Source organism: Streptomyces sp. NPDC051217 (assembly GCF_044455465.1).
GTDB lineage: Bacteria > Actinomycetota > Actinomycetes > Streptomycetales > Streptomycetaceae > Streptomyces.
The window spans coordinates 1-22,351 of sequence record NZ_JBITEV010000022.1 but is presented as its reverse complement, the minus strand read 5'-3'; the positions used below and the strand labels follow the sequence as shown (position 1 = coordinate 22,351).

The window sequence follows — 22,351 nt, the reverse complement described above, 5'->3', positions numbered from 1 at the left end:
CACGACGCCACGACGCGGGGTGTCCGGTCGGAGTCGACGCTATGCCGCGATGAGAGATGTCCGGGACGTTATTGGCCAAATTTGACGGCCACGCCGGATTGTGGGGATCAGGGAGGCCCGGGGCGCTGTGGCACTCCGGGCGCGGGCCGGGAGCTTCACTGCTCCCACGGCGTATCGCACTGATCACGACCCCAGGTTATCCCGCCGCACCCCGGCCCCGTCATGAACCGCATATGTACAAAAGAAGGGCAGGAAATTTGCCGTTCCGGCCAATGACAAGCGGCGGGGCGAGGGTCGGTGGAGGCCCGGCGGTGTGCGTTTGATGGTGTGCGGTCGGTGGTGTGCGGCGGTCAGCGCGCGATGCTCCGCGCCAGCTCGACGGCCTCGGCGAGACTGTCGACGACGGGGACGCCCACCGCCTCCAGGCTCTTTCGGCTGTGCGATCCGCCGGTGTAGAGCACGGCCCTGGCCCCCACATGGGCGGCGGCCAGGGCGTCGTCCACGGCGTCACCGATCACCACCGTACGCTCGGGGGCTATCCGGCCCTCCTCGGCCAGCGCGGCCAGATGACGCTCCATGTGCACGGCCTTCGTGCCGCCGGAGGGTCCCGTCCGTCCGTCGACCCGGACGAAGTGCTGGTGGATCCCGTAGCCCCGCACCACGGGGACCAGTTGGTCGTGCTCGTACATGCTGAGGATGGACTGGCTGCGGCCGGCCAGCGTCCACTGCGTCAGCAGCTCCTCGACGCCTTCGGTCAGCAGGCACTCGACGCGGCGCTCCACATAGTGCCGGTGGAATGTCTCGTCCATGACCAGCCACTCGGCGTCCGTGGGGAGACGCCCCATCAGACGCTCGTAGAAGACCGGGATCGGCATGCAGTACAGATCCCTGTACCGCTCCGCGGTGATCTGCTCAAGACCGATCTCGTCGAAGGCGGCGTTGGTCGCCCCGATGACCGCGCTGAAGTCGTCGAGCAGTGTGCCGTTCCAGTCCCAGACCAGATGTGTGTCGTACTTCCCCATACCGGAAACGTTACCGGCCGACTCCGACAACGCGCCGCGGAACCTTACGCGACGATGCCCGGGATCTCCTGCACCCCGAACCAGAGCAGTTCGTGGTCCTCGGCGCCGTCCACCGTGAACTGCGCGTCGTCGTCGCCGTGGTCGGCGGCGCCCAGCGCCGCGGCGGCGGCGGAGACGTCGGCCTCGGCGTCGTCCGCGTCGATGTGCACGGCGGCGGCCTTGGCCAGGGGGACGGCAGAGGCGATCCGAACCTCGCCGAGCCCGGCGGAGTCCACCCCGCGGTCGGGATCGGCCGCGGCGTCCCTGTCCGGTACGTCGACGGCGATCACGACCCGGCGACGCGCGGCGGAGGGGTCACCGGCGAGCAGCCGGAGCGAGCCGGCGGCGGCGCGGTTGAGGGCCGCGTACTCCAACTCCTCGATGTCGTCGGAGAGATACCACTCGCGCAGTCCGGGCGTCACCGCGTAGGCCGTCAGCGGCCCGGGACCCAACTCGCCCGTCTTGTGCGCCTCGGCGAGACCGGGAAGGGTCAGGGGGACGTAGACGCGCATGCGATGACCGCTTTCGTAGTCGGAAGAGCGGTTCAAGGATACGTGCGGCACATCCGGGCGATCCCTCGTCGGGGTGACACTGCGGAGCCGTTCAGCGTCCACCTGGACACACAGAGTGACGCCTCCAGCCCTGCTGCGGCTTGCCCAGCCACTCGGACAGGTGACATCCGACGAGCACGCCACCCCGGAATCCGGGCCTTGCGGCGGCCGCGGATCACCCGTAGAAGATCCCCAACACAAGTTACCGCCCGGTAACGCGATCGCGGACCGGGCCGGCGGAACGGGGGCGATCTGCGTGAGCGACACAGAGACCAGCAGGACGTACGACAGGCCGACCGCACGGACGGTCGGCCCACCGACAAGGCGCGACCCACGCAGGCCGGGCCGGGTGATCTCCCAGCGCCGCCAGCCCTGGCTCCAACCGCACGAGCGCTTCGCGGAACTGCTGCTCGCGGTCCTCAGCGGTCTGCGACCGGTCCACTCGATGCTGGGCCAGACAATCGGCGAGGCGTACGACCAACTGGTCCACCTGGCCCCGACCACCCCACTCCGCGCCCGCAACACCACCCCGGTGATCCGCACCTGCCGGAGCTTCCACCCCCGCCCGGGAGTGGTCGAGGCCTGGGCAAGCATCGCGGCGGGCGACCGCGTCCGCGCGATGGCTTTCCGCCTGGAACAGGGCCCAGACCTCCGCTGGCGCTGCGCGGCGGTCGAGGTGGCGGCCCGCCGACCCCGGGGGTAGGGGCGAAGCGCCCGCGCGTGCGCCAACGCGGACCCACAAGCGCCGGGCGGACCACCTCAGCCCGCCCGGCGCCTGAGGCCAACACCCACCGGGCCGCACGGACCACCTCAGCCCGCCCGGCGTTTGAGGACGAACCAGCCGCCGGACGGACCCGTTCCAACCCGCCCGGCCACACCCAGCCCGCCCGGCGCCTGAGGGCAACACCCACCGGGCCGCACGGACCACCTCAGCCCGTCCGGCGTTTGAGGACGAACCGGCCGCCGGACGGACCCGGCCCTACCGCTCACCAGGGCCACAGGGCCCTCGTACGGCCCCGTACGGCCCCCCGGGCCCCTCACACCAAGCAAACGGCGGCCGGGCCCGGACATCGTGTCCAGGCCCGGCCGCCGCACCGTTCCGTGTAGAGCGACCGCCGCTTACTTCTTGCGGCGCCGCCCCCCACCCTTCTGCGCCTTCCGCCGCTCCGCGCGAGTCGTCCCCGCACCCGCCTCCGTGCGATCCGCGCCGCCGTTGCTCTCGAAGTCGCCCTCGACGACGCCGCCCTCACCGTCCACCGTCGGCGCGGAGAAGTGCAGCCGGTCGCGGCGCTGCGGGGCCTCCAGGCCCTTCGCCCGGATCTCCGGACGCCCACCGCCACCTCGCGTACCCGCGCCCGCGCCCGCCGGCGCGTCCGCCTTCGCCAGCGACGTACGCTCGGGCGCCGCCGCGTCCTGCACCGGGACCTCCTCGACCTGCTGCTCGACCTGGACCTCCAGGTTGAACAGGTAGCCGACGGACTCCTCCTTGATGCCCTCCATCATGGCGGTGAACATGTCGAAGCCCTCGCGCTGGTACTCGACCAGCGGGTCCTTCTGCGCCATCGCGCGCAGCCCGATGCCCTCCTGGAGATAGTCCATCTCGTAGAGGTGCTCACGCCACTTGCGGTCCAGCACCGACAACACCACGCGCCGCTCAAGCTCGCGCATCACGTCCGGGCCCAGCGACTTCTCGCGCTCGTCGTACTGCTCGTGCGCGTCGTCCTTGATGGATTCGGCGATGAACTCCGCCGTGATCCCCGCGCGGTCCCCCGTCGCGTCTTCCAGGTCCTCGACGGTGACCTTCACCGGGTAGAGCTGCTTGAAGGCGCCCCACAGCCGGTCCAGGTCCCACTCCTCGGCGAAGCCCTCCGCCGTCTCCTGGCGGATGTAGTCGTCGATGGTGTCGTCCATGAAGTGCCGGATCTGCTCCTGGAGGTCCTCGCCCTCCAGGACCCGGCGGCGCTCGCCGTAGATGACCTGACGCTGCCGGTTGAGCACCTCGTCGTACTTCAGGACGTTCTTACGCGTCTCGAAGTTCTGCTGCTCCACCTGCGACTGCGCCGACGCGATGGCACGGGTGACCATCTTGTTCTCGATCGGGACGTCGTCGGGGACGTTCGCCATCGACATGACGCGCTCGACCATCTGCGCCTTGAACAGACGCATCAGGTCGTCGCCCAGCGACAGGTAGAAGCGGGACTCGCCCGGGTCGCCCTGACGGCCGGAACGACCGCGCAGCTGATTGTCGATCCGGCGCGACTCGTGACGCTCCGTACCGAGGACGTACAGCCCGCCGAGCTCGACGACCTCCTCGAACTCCGCCTTCACCGCCTGCTCGGCCTTCTCCATCGCGGCGGGCAGCGCGGCCGCCCACTCCTCGACGTGCTCCACCGGGTCGAGCCCGCGCTGCCGCAGCTCCGCCTCGGCGAGGTCGTCGGGGTTGCCGCCGAGCTTGATGTCGGTACCACGGCCGGCCATGTTCGTGGCGACCGTGACCGCACCCTTGCGCCCGGCCTGGGCGATGATCGGCGCCTCACGGTCGTGCTGCTTGGCGTTCAGCACCTCGTGCTGCACACCCCGCTTCGAGAGCTGCTGCGACAGATACTCGGACTTCTCCACGGAGGTCGTGCCGACCAGGATCGGCTGGCCCTTCTCGTGCTTCTCGGCGATGTCGTCGACGACCGCCGCGAACTTCGCGACCTCGGTGCGGTAGATCAGGTCGGGCTGGTTCACCCGGATCATCGGCCGGTTCGTCGGGATCGGCACGACGCCCAGCTTGTAGATCTGCTGGAACTCGGCGGCCTCGGTCATGGCCGTACCGGTCATGCCCGAAAGCTTGTCGTAGAGGCGGAAGAAGTTCTGCAGGGTGATCGTCGCGAGCGTCTGGTTCTCGTCCTTGATGTCCACCCCTTCCTTCGCCTCGATCGCCTGGTGCATGCCCTCGTTGTAGCGGCGGCCGGCGAGGATACGGCCGGTGTGCTCGTCGACGATCATGACTTCGCCGTCGATGACTACGTAGTCCTTGTCGTTCTTGAAGAGCTCCTTGGCCTTGATGGCGTTGTTCAGATAACCGACGAGCGGGGTGTTCACCGACTCGTAGAGGTTGTCGATGCCCAGCCAGTCCTCGACCTTCGCGACGCCGGACTCGTGAATCGCGACGGTGCGCTTCTTCTCGTCGACCTCGTAGTCGCCGGTCTCCTCGATGCCCTTGAGCTGGTTGCCCGCCTCGCCCTTGGTGAGCCGCGTCACCAGCTTCGCGAAGTCGCCGTACCACTTCGTGGCCTGGTCCGCGGGGCCGGAGATGATCAGCGGCGTACGGGCCTCGTCGACCAGGATCGAGTCGACCTCGTCCACGACCGCGAAGTTGTGACCGCGCTGGACGAGCTCCTCCTGGGACCACGCCATGTTGTCGCGGAGGTAGTCGAAGCCGAACTCGTTGTTCGTGCCGTACGTGATGTCGCAGCTGTACTGCTCGCGCCGCTGCGCGGGCGACATGTTCGCGAGGATGCAGCCGACGCTCAGGCCCAGGAACTTGTGGACCCGGCCCATCATCTCGGAGTCGCGCTCGGCCAGATAGTCGTTGACCGTGATCACATGAACGCCCTTGCCGGACAGCGCGTTCAGGTAACAGGGCAGCGTGCCGACGAGGGTCTTGCCCTCACCGGTCTTCATCTCGGCGACATGGCCGAGGTGCAGCGCGGCGCCGCCCATCAGCTGGACGTCGTACGGACGCTGGCCGAGCACGCGCTTGGCCGCCTCACGGACGGTCGCGAAGGCCTCGGGGAGCAGGTCGTCAAGACTCTCGCCGTCGGCGTAGCGCTGTTTGTACTCGTCGGTGAGGGCCTGCAACTCGGCGTCGGAGAGGGCGGTGAAGTCCTCCTCGATGGAGTTGACCTGGTCCGCGATGCGGTGCAGTTTGCGCAGGATCTTGCCTTCGCCTGCACGCATGAGCTTGTTGAAGACGGACACTGAGGTTGGTCTCCTTGCCGGTCGGGCCTGGCACTGGGTCTGGTGATGGACACTGGCGCGGGCGCGGCAGGCCGACCCCACCGCAACGGCCATCGTAAGCGAGGACCCGGCCGCCTCGGGAGGGCCACGTGACGCCGGCCTCCTGTCACCCGCCCTGAGAACGCGCGGGAGGCGCCGAAGGTGCCGGTGAGCTGTTGAAAAGCGCTCGCGTCGGGGAACCCCGCTCACCAGAATCCCTCCATGGAGCCACTCACCCCCGATTCCGCCCCTCCGGACGCCTCGGCCATCTCCTTGATCACCGAGCGTCTGCGGCTGCGGCCCCTGGTCCCGGACGACATCGACGCCGTGTACGCGGCCTGCCAGGATCCCGACGTCCAGCGGTGGACGACGATCCCTTCTCCGTACGAAAGAGAGCACGCCGAGCACTTCATCGAGCGGGTCGTCCCGGACATGTGGCAGGCCGGGACCAACTTCGTCTTCGCGGTCGAGCCGGTCGGCGGCGGCCCGCTGCTGGCCTCGATCAACGCCCACAGCCAGACCGGTGTGTGGGAGGTCGGCTACTGGACGGTCAAGGAGCACCGGGGCCGGGGCTACACGACGGAGGCGCTGTGCGCCCTGGTCCGCTGGATCTTCACGGAGCTGGGCGCCGAACGCGTCGAGTGGCGGGCCGAGGCCGGCAACGTGGGATCGCGGGCCGTCGCGCTGAAGGCCGGTTTCGTGCCGGAGGGCACCCTGCGCGCCGCTCTCCTCACGAAGGAGACGACGCGTGACGTCTGGATCGGCGCGATGCTGCCCTCCGATCTCGGCCTGCCGTCCAGGCATCCGTATCTGCCCGCCCGCCCCTGAGGGCGGCGCTCAGCGCCCGGCGGGCTGTCAGTGCCGCCGTCTATCGTTCGGGGCATGACCACTGTGCCGCCACCCGCCGCCGAGCTGTCCGCCGACGAAGCCCGCCGTCTGGCACTGCGCGCCCAGGGGTTCCTCGGCGCGCCCGACCGTCGCGGCGGCGTGCGCGGTGTGCTGCGCCATCTCGGGGCCGTCCAGCTGGACACGATCTCGGTGCTCGCGCGCTCGCACGAGCTGATTCCGTACGCGCGGCTGGGTGCCGTGGGCCGCAGGAAGGTCGAGGAGTCGTACTGGACTCAGGCGGCCACCGACGGTGACCCGCCACGGCCGCACGCCTTCGAGTACTGGTCGCATGCCGCCTGCCTCCTCCCGATCGAGGAATGGCCGCATTTCGCCTTCCGGCGCCGCGCCTACCGCGCCCGCCCGCACTGGCACCACGAACTGTCGGACGGGGCGTACGACGCGGTGATCAAGCAGCTGCGGGCCGAGGGGCCACTCACGGCGACCGAGCTGGGCGGCGCGAAGAACGGCGGGGAGTGGTGGGACTGGTCCGAGGCGAAGGTCGCGGTCGAGCGGGCGCTGATGCACGGCGAGGTGGTGTGCACCGGGCGCCGAAGCTGGAAGCGGGTCTACGACCTCGCGGAGCGGGCCATTCCCGACGAGGTGCTGCACGACGATCTGGATGACACCGAGTGCCTTCGCCGGCTCGTACGGCTCGCGGGCCGGTCGCTCGGTGTGGGCACCCGCTCGGACATCGGGGACTACCACCGCATCAAGGGTGAGCAGGTCGACGCGGTGATCGCGGACTCGGGGCTGGTGCCGGTGACGGTCGAGGGCTGGGCGAAGCCCGCCTGGGCCGACCCGGACGCGCTGGCGAGCGTCCCGCGCGGGCGGCACCGTACGACTCTGCTGTCACCGTTCGACTCGCTGATCTGGGAGCGCGCCCGCACCGAGCGGATCTTCGGCTTCACCCACCGCCTGGAGGCATACGTCCCCAAGCCCAAGCGGATCTACGGCTACTTCGCGATGCCCCTGCTGTCGGGCGGGAAGCTGCTCGGCCGTGTCGACCCGGCGCGTGAGGGCAGCACGCTCGTCGCCCGGCAGGTGTCGCTCGACACCCCCGCCGCCGTCGAGCCGATGGCACGGGCGCTGCGGGAGGCCGCCGAGTGGGTGGGCTGCGACTCCGTGCGGATCGAGCGCGTCGACCGCCCGGACCTGGCGGCGGCGCTGACGCGGGCCGTCATCTGATTTCGAGGATCTTCTCCCGCATCGCGTAGACCACGGCCTCCATCCGGGAGTGCAGCTGCAACTTCTCCAGGATGTTGCGGACATGGTTCTTCACGGTGTTCTCGGAGATGAACAACTCCTTGGCGATATCACGGTTGTTCATTCCCGTCGCGACCAGCTTGAGGACTTCGAGCTCGCGTTCGGTGAGCCTCGGTGCGGGCACGAGTCTGCGTTCGTCGGTGCGCTGAATCATCGACTTGAACTCGGTCAGCAGCTTGGAGGCCATGGAAGGGCTGATTTGTGACTGCCCGTCGGCGACGGCGCGAATCGCGGTGGCCACCTCGTCCGTCGAAATCTCCTTGAGGAGATAGCCGGTGGCGCCCGCCTTGATCGCGTCGTAGAGGTCGGCCTCCTCGTCGCTGATCGTCAGCATGATGATCTTGGCACTGGGGGCCACCTCCTTGATGGAGGTGCACGCCTCGATGCCGCCGCGCTTGGGCATCCGGACATCCATCAGCACGATGTCGGGGAGCAGGTCGGCGGCCTTGTCGACGGCCTCCGCGCCGTCCCCGGCCTCGCCCACGACCTGGATGTCCTCCTCCTGGGCGAGGACGATCTCCAGCCCCCGGCGGAAGAGCGCGTGATCGTCCACGACAAGGACCCTGATCGGTTCCTTGCCGGAGTCGTCCGGGGCCGCGCCGCTGCCCGGTCCGGCACCGCCGGTCGTACCGCCGGCACCGTGAGCGTGGTGCACCGGCCCGAAGCTGTCCGCCATCGTTCCTCCCCCTGAAGGCCATGGGCCGAAGTACATGCGAGCTACACCAACCCCAGGTCAGGGAAAGGGTGTTGGCGTGCGTGGCCATGATTTCATGCCCGGCCGACAGAGCGGTGATCCAGTAGTCGCGCGGTGGTGCCCCCGAGGCCGGATCAGGACCGCGGGGGCACCACCGAGGGGTGTCGTTTCTCTCAGCCGCCGAGCGCGCCGCCCGCGCCCGCCGCCTCGGACTCGGCCAACTGGTCGGTCCTCAGGTGGATGACGCCGTAGTCGTAGGCATGCCGCCGGTAGACGACACTCGGCTCCTTGGTCTCGGAATCCACGAACAGATAGAAGTCATGTCCGACCAACTCCATCTCGTAGAGAGCCTGGTCGAGGGTCATCAGGGCCGCGGTGTGCGTCTTCTCGCGGACCACCAGCGGTCCTTCGCCCTGCACTTCGAGCGAGCCGATCCTGGTGGTGCGTACGCCGTTCGACGACTCGCTCACGGGGGCGGGGCCCGCGCCGTTCAACTGGGCGACCCCAGGAACGACGTCGACGACCTCGGCGGCCGAAAGCCTGCCGTTGCCACGGCGGTTGAAGCGCTTCTCGTGCTGCCTGCGCAGCCGCGCCTCCAGCTTGCCGGTGGCCAGGTCGAGCGCTGCGTACGGGTCGGCGGCGGAGGCTTCCGCCCTGATGACGGGACCGCGGGAGTGGAGCGTGATCTCCACCCGGTCGCAACGGTCCGCCTGACGCGGGTTGTGCTCCTTGGACACCTCGACGTCGAGGCTGATCACCTTGCCGTCGAGCTTCTGGATCTTCTCCAGCTTCAGCTTCTCGGCCACGTGCTTGCGGAACCGCTCGGGTACCTCTGTCTTGCGGCCCTTGACGACGATGTCCACGCAGAACTCCGTTCCCGGATTCGCTCCGCCGCGTTGCGGAGCTACTCCCTCTTGCACCCGACCTCGATGGTCATCGAGGCCTCGGACTTGGTGACTTTCACCTCCTCCTCCCCCGTGGGCAAGATCCCCATTCCCTCTGTCTCCGAGGTTCTGGAAAACGCTCCAACACGCCACTGCATATCGGTGAGTACAGCTTCCGCTTTCCTCACAACCGAACATAGCTCTCTTGGACGGGTATCGGCACCCGCTACCCGCGCGTACGTCCGTTCCGGTGTTTTATGACCCTCACCACCTGCAACGAAGCAAACTTGCGGTCAGTTCCGGTTTATTTCGAAAGAGAGCGGAGGCGCGGCGACCACAGCGGCGCTCACCTGTGCGAATAGCGAGTTCCCCGGTCGCGTCGCGGCATGCACCGCACGCGAAGCCTCCACAAGCGAGGCGCCGGTCGTCATGAGATCGTCCACCAGCACCACTCTGCCGCCCGCCAGGAGCCCCGCGCCCCCGACTGCGACCTCCAGAGCCCCGGACAGATTGGCGAGCCTCTGACGGGCGCCCAGGCCCGACTGGTCGGCCACCGCGCGCCGCTGCCGCAGCACCGGGAGCACGCGGGCCGAGCGACCCGTACTGCGCAGCTCCCCGGCCGCCGCCAGGGCGATACGCCGGGCCGCGTCATGTCCCCGGGCACCGACGGCGCGTTTCGTCGACGGAACCGGCACGAGCATCAACGGCCCGACACCGGTGCCCTGCGGCACGGCTGCCTCGATCGCCCCGGCAAGTGCCCTGCCCAGGGGCTCGGCCAGCCCGAGCGTGCCACGCTCCTTGTGGGCCAGCAGCACGGCCCGTACGGCGTCCTCGTACGGCGCGGCGGCGTGCACCACCGGCAGCCCCACGGGCTCGGGAACCGGCCGCACCCGGCCGGGCCACGTCCCGTACAGCGCTCTCCCGCACGCGTCGCACAGCGGCGTCCTGGGACTCCCGCAGCCGCCGCAGGCGACCGGAAGCACCAGCCCGGTGATTTCTCGCCACCACCCCCGCATGTCATCCACTGTGCCAAGGTCTCGGACCTGCGGCCACCCCTGTGGATAACCCGGTTCGGGATCCGGCCACAAACGGGCGATCCGACAACACGGCGAGGTGCCGTAGCTGTCGTCGTGCGCCCGCCGGGGATTACGGGACAGCCCTTAGCCCGGATAGACGGGTGACGAGCCCTCCTGCACCAACGTCTGCCAGTTCGCGCCGGTCGGCAGCCGCACGATGCCGGCGTCGTCCGAGTCGGCCACCAGCGGCTGCTGTTCGTCGTCGGTGGCGGCGATCCCCGTGACCTGATTCAGCCCCGGCAGCACACCCGCGGCCGACGTCGAACCGTCCGTCTGGATGTAGCTCACCTGCTGCACCCCGCCGGCCTCCTTGCCGACCACGACGAGCCGGCTGGGACCGGCCCACGACACGGCGGTCACGGTCTCCATACGAGGTGCCACGGCCTTCAGCTCCGTCACCGACACCGTCTGCTGGGTAGCGGGTCCGCGACGCTCCACGCGGCCGATCTGAAGGGTCGTACGCCCGTCCTCGGAGAGGAGCAGCGCCACCCGTACGCCGTCGGCGGAGACCCGCAGCGCTTCGATACGCGCGTCACCGAGGCCGTCGACCGTGACCTCGCGCGGCGCGTCCGCGCCGTCGGCGAGGCGCAGCAGCCGGGGCTGCTTCGGATCCCGGTCCGCTATCCACAGATCGCCGTTGCCGTCCCAACTGGGCGCCGACAGCCGGTCCTCCTTCTTCTCGGCCTTGCTGACGACCAGGGCGTCGCCCACCTCGCCCGCCGAGATGATGGACCCGACGTACATGGACTTGGCGTCCTGCGACACGCCCGCCGCGTGCTTCTCGTCCCGCGCCACGGCGACCTGACCCAACGGCATCGTGCCGTCGCCGAACGGGCCCCGCACACGCGGCGGGTCGATCGGCTCCTTGCTGCTCGCCGACAGTTGCGCGAGGCGGCCCTTCGCGTCGATGAAGTACGGACTGTCCGGGCTGCCGGACGTACGGTCGTCGGCGGCGAACTCCTCGGCCTGGTCACCGCTCAGCACGCACAGCGAGGAGCCGTCCTGCCGCAGCAGCTCGACCTGTTCGCCCCGGGTGGACGTCAAGTCGCGGAGTGTGAAGAGCAGTTGCGCCGCCATCTTGCGGCACTGCTCGCGCCCGACGTTGTCGACCCTTGAGTTGAGCGGCACCTTCAGGGCGTTCCGGTCGTCGAACTCAAGTGTCCGGGTGCCGCGTTTGAGCTCCGTACCGGTCGGGAAGGGCGAGTCGACCACGGGCCGCATCCAGTCCGTGGGCCCTTCGAGGAGCACCTTGACGGCCTGGGTGACCGGGTCCATCCGCGTCACGGGGTCTATCCGCTGCCGGATGTAGACGGGGTCGGCGACGAGCCAGCCCTGCCCGGACGCGAAGTAGTACTTGTTCACCGCACGGTAGTTGCGCTGGAAGTCGGACTCGCCGAGCACCAGCCCCTGCGGAAGGTCGTCGATGCGCCATTCCTTGGCGTCCAGCACGTTCTCCTGGACGAGGTGGATGGAGCCGCTGTACGGCTCCGGCGCCACCGGCTGGTAGGCGTGCCCCGCGTCGACGGCGGCGATCTGATCGCCGAACAGCGGGTAGGTGAGGCCGGGGCCGTCAGGACCGGACGGGCCCTGAGGGTCGGCCGGGTCGGGGGCGGACGCCAGCACCGTCGTACGGTTCGCCGGCTGCCAGCTCTGCGACGCCTGCTTGGTCAGATACTTCCTGGCCACCGCGAAATCGGGGTCGTCGCTCGTCATCGCCTCCAGGAAGCCGTCGACGATCTCGTTCGGATCGGCCCCCTCGGCGGGAGCGACGGGATACACCCGCACCTGGGAGTCGCCGCGCGGGGACGCCTTGACGGGCTCGACGTCCCCGCTGTTGGGGATCGACGCACAGCCGGCCAGCAGCAGGGCACCGCACCCGAACGCGACGGGCAGCCGCGCCGCGCGCCCCCGGCCGTGACGAAGGCGGTCAACGCCCACGAGTTGTGTCCTCCCGCTGCGGTGCCTGCGCCGCGGACGCGGCCGCCGAGGCAGATGACGATGTGGTCCTCGACGTCGAGGGTGAAGACGTGGGCGCGGAGGTGTCGGGATCCCGTTCCACGGGCTCCCCGGCGGTACGCGGCACCACCCGCGCGCCGTTGCCCGGCAGCGCCGTCGGGTCGACCACCCCGGCGGGGGGTGGCACCGGCGCCCGGGGCGGCACCGGAAGCGGAGACTGCGTCGGCGACTGGGAAGGCACGCTCGCCAGGCGGTGGGCGCTCTCCTTGGCGTCGAAGGCGGAGCGCTCCCGGCCGCGCCGCGAGTCCTCCGGCTCCAGCGGTATGGGCGAGCCCCGCAGCGGCTCGTCGGCGGTGCGCGGCAGCGTCAGCCGGAACTGCGACCCGCCGCCCGGCTCGCCCCACGCCTGGAGCCAGCCGCCGTGCAGGCGCGCGTCCTCGACGGCGATCGACAGGCCGAGGCCCGTACCACCGGTGGTACGCGCCCGCGCCGGATCCGCCCGCCAGAACCGGTTGAAGACCCGGGTCGCCTCGCCGGGCTTGAGGCCCACTCCGTAGTCCCGTACGGCCACGGCGACGGCTCCGCCCGCCACCGCCATCCGCACCACCACGTCGCGTCCCTCACCGTGCTCGACGGCGTTGACGACGAGATTGCGCAGCACCCGCTCCACGCGCCGGGCATCGGCCTCGGCGACGACCGGCTGCTCGTCGCCCATGACGCGGATCCGGGTGCCCTTGCGCTCGGCGAGCGGTTCCGCTCCGCCGATCACTCGGCGTACGACCACCCGCAGGTCTATGGGCTCGGCCTCCAGCGCCGCGGCGCCCGCGTCGAACCGGCTGATCTCCAGCAGATCCGAGAGCAGGGACTCGAACCGGTCGAGCTGGTCACCGAGCAGCTCCGCCGAGCGCGCGGTGACGGGGTCGAAGTCGACCCGGGCCTCGTGGATGACGTCCGCGGCCATCCGGACCGTGGTCAGCGGGGTACGCAGCTCGTGCGAGACGTCCGACACGAAGCGGCGCTGCATCCTGGAGAGCTCCTCCAGCTGCTGGATCTTGAGCTGAAGATTCTGGGCCATCTTGTTGAAGGCCTCGCCGAGACGGGCGATGTCGTCCTCGCCGGTGACCTTCATACGTTCCTGGAGACGCCCGGTGGAGAGCCGCTCGGCGATCCCCGCCGCCATCCGTACGGGCGTCACGACCTGCCGTACGACGAGCCAGGCGATGGCCCCGAGCAGCACCACGACGAACAGCCCCGCCGTCGCGAGGGTGCCCTTGACGAGGTTGAGCGACTGTTCTTCCTGGGTCAGCGGGAACAGGTAGTACAACTCGTAGGAATTGCCGTCGACATCAGTCAGCCGCTTGCCGATCACCAGCCCGGACTCGGGCTCTCGGCCGTCCGTGTACTCGATCAGGGTGTACGTCTGGAACGTCCCCGTGCCCTTGGCGACGTCCGACCGCAGATCCGCCGGAACGCTCGCGATGTGGTCCACGCCGCCGGACGCGCGCGGGAAGCGGCTGCTGGATCCCGCGCCGTTCGCGTCGGCGCTCAGCGCCACCACGTTGAACGCGCTCTGTCCGCCACTGGCCAGCTGTACGACGAGGTCGGAGCGCCAGTTGACGGAGTTACGTCCCGACCTGCCGTCCCCCGCACCACCGTCCTGGCCACCCGGCTCGACCGGCGCGTCGGCCTTCTCCTTGGCGACGGTGAAACCACCGGCCGCCTGGCTCTGGGCCGCCTTCTCCTTGGCGTCGAGCAGACCGTTGCGGACCTGCCCGATCACGACGAAGCCCAGCAGCAGCACGACGCCCAGCGACATCAGCAGGGTGGTGGTGACCACCCTGAGCTGGATGTTCCGCCGCCACAGCCGTACGGCGGGCAGCACCGGACGCCTGAGCCAGCGCACGACGAGCCGCAGCACCGGACTGCCCGCCGCCCCGTCCTGGAGCAGCCGGCCACGGCGGAGAAGCCTGCCGAGGCGTGAGGCCCGACGATCCCGGTCGGCAGTCCGCCCCGCACGGACTCCCGGCTCCCCGGGCTTCGGGGCAGCACTGCCGCTGGACATCTCAGCTCGGTCCGGCCTTGTAGCCGACACCGCGTACGGTCACGACGATCTCCGGGCGCTCCGGGTCCTTCTCGACCTTGGAGCGGAGCCGCTGCACATGCACATTGACCAGGCGGGTGTCGGCCGCGTGACGGTAACCCCACACCTGCTCAAGGAGCACCTCACGGGTGAAGACCTGCCACGGCTTACGGGCCAGTGCGACGAGCAGATCGAACTCCAGCGGCGTCAGGGCGATCGACTGCCCCTCACGCTTCACCGAGTGACCTGCCACATCGATGACCAGATCGCCGATGGCCAACTGCTCCGGAGCCGGCTCCTCGGACCTGCGCAGCCGCGCCCTGATCCTGGCGACAAGCTCCTTGGGCTTGAACGGCTTGACGATGTAGTCGTCGGCGCCCGATTCGAGCCCCACCACCACATCGACCGTGTCGCTCTTGGCCGTCAGCATGACGATCGGCACACCGGACTCGGCCCTGATGAGCCGGCACACCTCGATACCGTCGCGGCCGGGAAGCATCAGATCCAGCAGCACCAGATCCGGCTTGGCCTCACGGAAAGCGGCGAGAGCCTTGTCGCCGTCCGCTACGAACGACGGCTCGAACCCTTCACCTCGCAGCACGATGCCGAGCATCTCGGCCAGTGCGGTGTCGTCATCGACGACAAGGACGCGTCCCTTCATATCGACATCATCCCATTTTCATTTCCGTTGCGTAGACTTGCGTGATCCAGCTCACTGACCTGGGACGACGTGGACGGCTGTCCTTCGTGGACCGTCGCGGTTCGTTGCTGTTGACGTCAACCTCAGATGTCAGGCCCTGTCTCGTTGACCTTCTCCGTACAGGAACCATAGCGAGCCGACCGCCCGGTCCACCCCGACAACGTGTCTCCCCCACTCCCCGCGCACCTGTCCCGTCAGCCCCGCGCCTCCTGTCGCGCCTGGGCGCACAGCTCCGCGATCCCGTCCCGGGTCACCGGCGACAGCGCCCCGTACTCCGTGACCAGCGCCGTCACCAGTTCCGGAGGCGTCACATCGAAAGCCGGGTTGTACGCCTGTGTCCCCAGCGGCGCGATCGGCATCCCACCGCCCAGCTCCACCCCGGCCCCGGCCGCCTGCGGAGCCGTGAGCTCGGTGACCTCCTGCCCCGGCCGCTGCTCCACCTCGATCGCCGCGCCGTCCGCGGTCTCCAGGTCCAGCGTCGTGGTCGGCGCGACCACGATGAACGGCACATGGTGATACTTCGCCTGCACCGCCAGCGGATAGCTGCCCACCTTGTTCGCCACCGAGCCGTCGGCGGCGATCCGGTCCGCCCCGATGAGCACGGCGTCCACCTCACCCGCCGCGAACAGCGAACCGGCGGCATTGTCCGTGAGCAGCGTGTACGCCATCTCGTTGCGAGCCGCTTCGTATGCCGTCAGCCGCGCCCCCTGCAACAGCGGACGGGTCTCGTCGACCCACAACCGCCTGAGCCGCCCCGCCCGGTGCGCCGACAGCGCCACGGCGAACGCGGTGCCCTCGCCGCCCGACACCAGCGCCCCGGTGTTGCAGTGGGTCAGGATCCGGTGGCTTCCGCCCGGCAGCAACTCGTCGAGGAGGGCCAGCCCGGATGCCGCCATTCGAGCGCTCGCCAGGGCGTCCCGCCGGTGCAGCTCCCTCGCCTCCGCCAGCGTCGCCACAGCCGCCTGCGCCTGGTCGGCGCCCCCGGCGATCGCGGCACGGTGCACCTCCAGCGCCCGCCGTACCCCGTAACCGAGGTTCACAGCGGTGGGGCGGGCGCTCTCCAGCAGCGCCGCCGCCTCGTCCACGTCATATCCCCGGGTGGCGGCGAGAGCGACGCCGTAGGCCCCGGCGATGCCCAGGAGCGGCGCCCCGCGCACCGCGAGCGTCCGGATCGCCTGGACCAGGGCCGGCACATCGGTACAGACCAGTTCGGTCTCCTCGACCGGCAGCCTCGTCTGGTCGAGAAGGACCAGTACGGGCCCTTCAGGCAGCTCGTCCCAGCGCAGCGCCGGAGACATGGACGGCTCGGCAGCGAGCGGCGATGGTGCGTACTGATCGGTCATCCGCCCAGTCTGCCCGGTACTGCTCGGACTATGAAGGCGAGAAGGAGATGGAGCACCCCGCCCACCAGCGGGCCACGCGTGGCACGATGGCTGCCAGCCTCCCGCTCTGCTTCGCAGACAGGCACCGTTGAAGCGCCGGCTCCCCGAGCCTGCCTCCGTAACCAATCCACGAGGTGGACGACCGTGAACGACACTCCGGGCTGGGCCTCGCCCGGATCTGCCCCGTCCGATCGCCAGGACGCGAGCGTGCCCCGGCCCGCCGTGCCCGCCGACGACACCGGCACTCCCTCGGACTCCCCCTCGAAGTGGTCCAAGACCCAGCCGCCGCCCGGCCAGTGGTCCGCGCCCGGCACCCCCGGCCCCGTACCCCCGGCACCCAGGCCCGCACCGGGATGGGGCGGCCCCGGCCCCGGCGGCGGACGGCACCCCGGCTGGGGACAGCCGCCCCTCGCGGCCAAGCCCGGAGTCATCCCGCTGCGCCCCTTGGGCGTGGGAGAGATCCTCGACGGTGCCGTGTCCACGCTGCGCGCGCACTGGCGCACCGTCCTCGGCGTCACCATCGTCGTCGCGGTGATCTCGCAGATCGGCGACATACTCGTCCAGCGCTATCTCCTGCCGGAGCCGGTGGACATCGACCGGGACGCGAGCCCGACGGAAGCCCTGAACCAGGCCGTCGACGCGATGCAGTCCAGCCTCCTCGCACTGGCACCATCCCTGTTCATCACCATCATCGGCACGCTCTTCACCACGGCCGTGCTGACCGTGGTCATCAGCCGCTCCGTGCTCGGCCGCGGCGTCACCCTGGCTGACGCCTGGGCCGAGGCCCGGCCCCGGCTGCTTCAACTGCTGGGCCTGACGCTGCTGTTGCCCGTCATGGGCGCCGCCATCGTGACCGTCGGCATCCTGCCGGGAGTGCTGATCGGCTCCGGTGCGGGAGTCGTACTGACGATGCTCGGCGGACTGGCCGCCGCTGTCGTACTGATCTGGCTGATGGTCAGCTTCAGCCTCGCCTCGCCCGCCCTGATGCTCGAACGGCAGGGGATCGTGGCGTCCATGCGCCGCTCCGCCAAGCTCGTGAAGGGCACCTGGTGGCGGATTTTCGGCATCCTGTTGCTGACGATGCTGCTGACCTTCGTGGTCTCCATGATCATCGCCGTGCCCTTCAGCCTCGTCGCCATGGCGGTGGACGGCGACGGAGTCAGTGGTCTGTTCTCCGAGACCGGCCCGGATTTCGGTTGGCCCTTCCTGATCATCACCGGCATCGGCACCGTGATCAGCACCTCCATCACCCTGCCGATCTCCGCGGGTGTCTCCGTGCTTCTCTACGTGGACCAGCGCATCCGCCGCGAAGCCCTGGACCTCGAACTCGCACGCGCCGCCGGCGTACCGGGCTACGGCGCCGAGCGGCCTGGCAACGACGCCCCCAGGGGCTGATGCGGTGTTCGGCACGGGGGGCTCGGCAACGGCTTGGCTGACGGCACTCACGAGCGACGACATACCGGTGGACACCCCGCGTGTCCCCGCTCGTGAGGCCGCCGAGGACGAACTGTCCAAGCCGATGTACCACGAGAACGACCCGAATCTCCTCCAGCGCGCCATGGACCGCTTCTGGGAGTGGATCGGAGACCTCTTCAACTCCGTCGCCGGCTCCGGCGTCGCGAGCCCGATCGGCCTCGCCGTGATCGCCGCCCTCGTCGCCGCACTTGGCGCAGCCCTCTGGTGGCGACTCGGCACTCCCCGGCGCACCACCCTCCACAAGGACGCGCTCTTCGACTCCGGCCCGCGCGGCGCCGCCGAGCACCGCGTCAACGCTGAGGAACACGCCGCTGCCGAACGCTGGGCCCAAGCTGTCCAGGAGCGGATGCGCGCCGTCGTCCGCTCCCTGGAAGAACGCACGATCCTCGACCCGCGCCCCGGCCGCACCGCCGACGAGGCCGCCGCAGACGCCGGCCGGTCACTCCCCGAGCACGCGACCGCCCTGCGCGCGGCGGCCAGAGCCTTCGACGACGTCACGTACGGCGGACGCACCGCGGACCGGCAGACATACCTGCGCCTGCGCGAGCTGGACCTGGCGCTGGAGAGCAGCAAACCCCAGCTGAGCGGCGCCACCCAGGGAGCGGCCGAATGACCGGCACCGGGACCGGCGCCCCAACTCGGCCCGCGACCAGCACCACGTCGATGTCGCCCAGCGCCCAGCAGGTCTGGAAGCGGCTCCGAGGGCTGCTGTTCGCACTCGCCATCCTCCTCGTGGCCGGGATCGCACTCGCGGCCGTACGCTCCGGCGACCAGCACGGCCGCCTCGACCCCCGCTCCGCCGACCCGCTCGGCAGCCGCGCTGTCGCCGAACTGCTCAAGGACCGCGGCGTCTCCACCCGCGTCGTCACCACGCTCGCCGAAGCCACCGCGGGAACCGGCCCGGACACCACCCTGGTCGTCACCTCCCCCAATCTCCTGACCTTCCACCAGCAGCGCACTCTGCAGGCCGCTGCGGAGCTCTCCGGCGGTCGCACCGTCCTGCTGTCGCCGGGGCCGCCCTCCGTCGACACACTCGCGCCGGGCGTCACCTCGACCACCGAGACACCGGTAACCGCGCGAGACCCCCGCTGCTCCCTGCCGGCCGCCCGCGAGGCAGGCGCCGTCGACATCGGCGGATGGCGCTACACCACCGACTCGCCCAACAGCGACGCCTGCTACCCGACCGACGGGCGGCCGTCCCTTCTCCGAGTCGACACCACGGCCGACGGCGACACCGTCCTGCTCGGCTCCCCCGACCTCCTCTACAACGAGCGCCTCGCCAAACAGGGCAACGCTTCGCTGGCCCTTCAACTCCTCGGCTCCCGGCCTCATATCGTCTGGTACCTCCCCTCACTCAGTGATCCCTCCGCCACCGAATCCGGCAGCGGCATCGGCAATGGCAATGGCAATGGCGACGACAGTGGTGACAGCAGCGGCGAGGAGGACCAGGACGGAGGAGACAACGAATCGAGCTTCCTCGACCTGATCCCCTCCGGCTGGCTCTGGGGCACACTCCAACTCGCCCTCGCCGCCGTACTCGCCGCCGTGTGGCGCTCCCGCCGGCTCGGCCCCGTGGTGGCCGAACGGCTCCCGGTCGCCATCCGCGCCTCCGAGGCCACCGAAGGCCGCGCCCGCCTCTACCGCAAGGCCAACGCCCGCGACCGCGCCGCCTCGGTCCTCCGTACGGAGACCCGCACCCGCCTCGCTTCCCTCCTCGGTGTCCCACCGTCCGAGGCCCACACCCCGGAGGCCCTCGTCCCCGCCGTCTCAGCACAACTCCCCGACGACTCGCGGGATCTCCGCACGCTGCTCTTCGGCCCGGCGCCGGCCGACGATGCCGCTCTCATCCGTCTGACGGACCAACTCGACGCCCTCGAAAGAGAGGTACGCGCCTCATGAGTGCCCCGACCCCCGAGACCGCTGAGAACTCGGACAGTGCCCGCGCCTCCCTGGAGGCCCTGCGCACCGAGATCGCGAAGGCCGTGGTCGGCCAGGACCCCGCCGTGACCGGGCTCGTCGTCGCCCTGCTCTGCCGGGGCCACGTCCTCCTCGAAGGAGTCCCCGGCGTCGCGAAGACACTCCTGGTACGGGCCCTCGCCGCCTCTCTCGAACTCGACACCAAGCGCGTCCAGTTCACCCCCGACCTGATGCCGAGCGACGTGACGGGCTCACTCGTCTACGACGCGCGAACGGCAGAGTTCTCCTTCCAGCCCGGCCCGGTCTTCACCAACCTGCTGCTCGCCGACGAGATCAACCGCACCCCGCCCAAGACCCAGTCGTCGCTCCTCGAAGCGATGGAGGAGCGCCAGGTCACGATCGACGGGACGCCCCGGCCACTCCCCGATCCCTTCCTGGTCGCCGCCACACAGAACCCGGTCGAGTACGAGGGCACCTACCCCCTCCCCGAAGCACAGCTCGACCGTTTCCTGCTGAAGCTGACGGTCCCCCTCCCGTCACGCGACGACGAGATCAGCGTCCTGACCCGACACGCGGACGGCTTCAACCCACGCGACCTCCAAGCGGCCGGCATACGCCCCGTCGCCGGCCCGGCCGACCTCGAAGCGGCACGCGCCGCGGTCGCCAAGACCACCGTCTCCCCGGAGATAGCGGGCTACGTCGTCGATATCTGCCGTGCCACTCGTGACTCCCCCTCGTTCTCCCTCGGCGTCTCCCCGCGAGGCGCCACCGCCCTGCTCTCCACCGCCCGTGCCTGGGCCTGGCTCACCGGCCGCGACTACGTCACGCCGGACGACGTGAAGGCTCTGGCACTACCCACCCTGCGGCACCGCGTCCAACTCCGACCCGAAGCGGAGATGGAGGGAGTCACAGCCGACTCCGTCATCACCGCGATCCTCGCCCACGTCCCCGTACCCCGATGAGGCGATGAACCGTGGCCCTCACCGGACGAGCGGCGCTCCTCGCCGCTCTGGGCTCGCTTCCCGTCGGCATCCTCGCCCCCAGTTGGGCCGGGATGCTGGCGGTCAACGCGCCCCTCTCACTCGCAATTCTGTGCGACTACTGCCTGGCCGCGCCAGTGCGAACGCTCCAGTTCACTCGAAGTGGTGATACCTCAGTTCGACTCGGCGAAAAGGCAGAGGTCCAGCTCACCGTCGCCAACCCCGCACGCCGCACTCTGCGCGCCCATATCCGCGACGCATGGCCCCCGAGCAGCTGGCCGGCCGGCACCGAACAGGCCGCCTCCCGCCACGAGTTGACCGTCCCGGCCGGTGAACGCCGCCGCATCACCACACTGCTCCGGCCGACCCGCCGCGGCGACAGGCGTACGGAACGAGTAACCGTGCGCTCCTTCGGCCCCCTCGGCCTGGCGGCCCGCCAGGGAAATCACGATGTCCCATGGACGGTGCGCGTCCTGCCACCCTTCACCAGCCGCAAGCACCTTCCGTCCAGACTCGCGCGTCTGCGGGAGCTCGACGGCCGGACAAGCGTGCTCACCCGCGGCGAGGGCACGGAGTTCGACAGCCTGCGCCCCTACGTACCGGGAGACGACATCCGGTCCATCGACTGGCGCGCCACCGCCCGCCAGTCGGCAGTGGCGATCCGTACCTGGCGACCCGAGCGTGACCGCCACATCCTCGTCGTCCTCGACACGGGCCGAACCTCGGCCGGCCGCGTGGGCGATGTCCCGCGCCTCGACGCCGCGATGGACGCCACGCTGCTCCTCACCGCACTCGCCACCCGCGCCGGAGACCGGATCGACCTGCTGGCGTACGACCGCCGGACACGCACCCAGGTCCGGGGCCGCTCGGCGAGCGACGTACTGCCCGCGATGGTGAACGCGCTCTCCACGCTGGAGCCCGAGCTCGTGGAGACAGACGCACGAGGCCTGGCCGCCACAGTCCTGAAGAGCGCACCACGACGTTCACTCGTCGTGCTGCTGACCAGCCTTGAGACGGCCCCGGTTGAGGAGGGGCTTCTGCCTGTCCTCCCTCAACTCACCCAACGCCACACAGTGATTGTCGCCTCGGTGGCCGACCCGCACGCAAAGGCCATGAGCACGGCACGCGGTTCGGTGGACGCGGTGTACGAGGCTGCTGCGGGCTCCCAGGCCCAATCCCAACGACGTCGTACGTCGGAGAAGCTCCAGCGCTACGGCGTTACGGTCGTGGACGCCGTGCCCGACGCACTGGCGCCGGCATTGGCGGACGCCTATCTGGCTCTGAAGGCCGCGGGTCGCCTCTGAAGGGACGTGTACGGGGAGGGCGAAATACCTCGTGCGCGTAAAAGGGTCTTGAACGCAGAAATGCCCCGCACCATAAACGGTGCGGGGCACTCCCACAAAAATTGTTCGGCGGCGTCCTACTCTCCCACAGGGTCCCCCCTGCAGTACCATCG

18 protein-coding genes are annotated in these 22,351 nt (G+C 70.0%); 8 read left to right on the top strand and 10 right to left on the bottom strand.

Going from position 1 to position 22,351, the window contains the following annotated elements:
- Positions 1-350: 350 nt before the first annotated feature.
- Both ACIBBB_RS33625 and ACIBBB_RS33620 read right to left on the bottom strand, forming a co-directional pair.
- Positions 351-1,022: an HAD family hydrolase gene (locus ACIBBB_RS33625; protein ID WP_398988800.1), complete on the bottom strand. Its 672-nt coding sequence runs from the start codon at positions 1,020-1,022 to the stop codon at positions 351-353.
- A 44-nt stretch (positions 1,023-1,066) separates the two neighbouring features.
- Positions 1,067-1,573: a DUF6912 family protein gene (locus ACIBBB_RS33620; protein WP_398988798.1), complete on the bottom strand. Its 507-nt coding sequence runs from the start codon at positions 1,571-1,573 to the stop codon at positions 1,067-1,069.
- 295 nt (positions 1,574-1,868) lie between these two features.
- On the opposite strand from ACIBBB_RS33620, the gene ACIBBB_RS33615 reads away from it, so the two are divergent.
- Entirely contained in the window at positions 1,869-2,315 is a 447-nt protein-coding gene (locus tag ACIBBB_RS33615) for an Rv3235 family protein (protein WP_398988796.1), read from the top strand.
- Between the two features lie 416 nt (positions 2,316-2,731).
- Here ACIBBB_RS33615 and secA read toward each other — a convergent pair whose 3' ends face one another.
- Positions 2,732-5,581: a preprotein translocase subunit SecA gene (gene secA, locus ACIBBB_RS33610; RefSeq protein ID WP_398988794.1), complete on the bottom strand. Its 2,850-nt coding sequence runs from the start codon at positions 5,579-5,581 to the stop codon at positions 2,732-2,734.
- 240 nt (positions 5,582-5,821) lie between these two features.
- On the opposite strand from secA, the gene ACIBBB_RS33605 reads away from it, so the two are divergent.
- Together ACIBBB_RS33605 and ACIBBB_RS33600 are read left to right on the top strand one after the other, a co-directional pair.
- Positions 5,822-6,427 carry a GNAT family N-acetyltransferase gene (locus tag ACIBBB_RS33605; protein WP_398988792.1) on the top strand — a complete coding sequence of 202 codons (606 nt, stop codon included), beginning with the start codon at positions 5,822-5,824 and terminating at the stop codon, positions 6,425-6,427.
- Positions 6,428-6,481: 54 nt separating this feature from the next.
- Entirely contained in the window at positions 6,482-7,672 is a 1,191-nt protein-coding gene (locus ACIBBB_RS33600) for a winged helix-turn-helix domain-containing protein (RefSeq protein ID WP_398988790.1), read from the top strand.
- Here the strand turns inward: ACIBBB_RS33600 and ACIBBB_RS33595 are convergent.
- The 7 genes from ACIBBB_RS33595 to mtnA form a co-directional block, all read right to left on the bottom strand.
- Positions 7,665-8,426 carry a response regulator gene (locus ACIBBB_RS33595; RefSeq protein ID WP_398988788.1) on the bottom strand — a complete coding sequence of 254 codons (762 nt, stop codon included), beginning with the start codon at positions 8,424-8,426 and terminating at the stop codon, positions 7,665-7,667. The genes ACIBBB_RS33600 and ACIBBB_RS33595 overlap by 8 nt on opposite strands.
- Positions 8,427-8,617: 191 nt before the next feature.
- Positions 8,618-9,307, bottom strand: coding sequence for a ribosome hibernation-promoting factor, HPF/YfiA family (gene hpf / locus ACIBBB_RS33590; RefSeq protein ID WP_398988786.1), 690 nt, complete (start codon positions 9,305-9,307; stop codon positions 8,618-8,620).
- Positions 9,308-9,621: 314 nt separating this feature from the next.
- Complete coding sequence (locus ACIBBB_RS33585; RefSeq protein WP_398988906.1) at positions 9,622-10,344, bottom strand: ComF family protein; 723 nt, start codon at positions 10,342-10,344, stop codon at positions 9,622-9,624.
- Between the two features lie 144 nt (positions 10,345-10,488).
- Positions 10,489-12,342, bottom strand: coding sequence for an LpqB family beta-propeller domain-containing protein (locus ACIBBB_RS33580; protein ID WP_398988784.1), 1,854 nt, complete (start codon positions 12,340-12,342; stop codon positions 10,489-10,491).
- Entirely contained in the window at positions 12,332-14,422 is a 2,091-nt protein-coding gene (gene mtrB / locus ACIBBB_RS33575) for an MtrAB system histidine kinase MtrB (protein WP_398988782.1), read from the bottom strand. Before mtrB ends, ACIBBB_RS33580 begins: the two co-directional genes overlap by 11 nt.
- Before the next feature lies 1 nt (position 14,423).
- Positions 14,424-15,101, bottom strand: a complete 678-nt coding sequence (gene mtrA, locus ACIBBB_RS33570; protein WP_005486885.1) for a two-component system response regulator MtrA — start codon at positions 15,099-15,101, stop codon at positions 14,424-14,426.
- 233 nt (positions 15,102-15,334) lie between these two features.
- Positions 15,335-16,483: an S-methyl-5-thioribose-1-phosphate isomerase gene (mtnA, locus tag ACIBBB_RS33565; protein ID WP_398988780.1), complete on the bottom strand. Its 1,149-nt coding sequence runs from the start codon at positions 16,481-16,483 to the stop codon at positions 15,335-15,337.
- Between the two features lie 183 nt (positions 16,484-16,666).
- Between mtnA and ACIBBB_RS33560 the strand changes: the two genes are divergently transcribed.
- The 5 genes from ACIBBB_RS33560 to ACIBBB_RS33540 are packed head-to-tail and all read left to right on the top strand — an operon-like array spanning position 16,667 to position 22,199.
- On the top strand, positions 16,667-17,917 hold the full coding sequence (locus ACIBBB_RS33560; RefSeq protein ID WP_398988778.1) for a hypothetical protein: 1,251 nt from the start codon (positions 16,667-16,669) through the stop codon (positions 17,915-17,917).
- A gap of 4 nt (positions 17,918-17,921) precedes the next feature.
- Positions 17,922-18,611, top strand: coding sequence for a DUF4129 domain-containing protein (locus ACIBBB_RS33555; protein WP_398988776.1), 690 nt, complete (start codon positions 17,922-17,924; stop codon positions 18,609-18,611).
- The gene (locus ACIBBB_RS33550) at positions 18,608-19,897 is read left to right on the top strand and encodes a DUF4350 domain-containing protein (RefSeq protein ID WP_398988774.1); all 1,290 of its coding nucleotides are present in this window, start codon (positions 18,608-18,610) and stop codon (positions 19,895-19,897) included. The genes ACIBBB_RS33555 and ACIBBB_RS33550 overlap by 4 nt, the downstream gene beginning before the upstream one ends.
- Entirely contained in the window at positions 19,894-20,877 is a 984-nt protein-coding gene (locus ACIBBB_RS33545) for an AAA family ATPase (RefSeq protein ID WP_398988772.1), read from the top strand. The genes ACIBBB_RS33550 and ACIBBB_RS33545 overlap by 4 nt, the downstream gene beginning before the upstream one ends.
- 11 nt (positions 20,878-20,888) lie before the next feature.
- A complete protein-coding gene (locus tag ACIBBB_RS33540) occupies positions 20,889-22,199 on the top strand; it encodes a DUF58 domain-containing protein (protein WP_398988770.1) in 1,311 nt (436 codons plus the stop codon).
- Positions 22,200-22,351 lie beyond the last annotated feature (152 nt).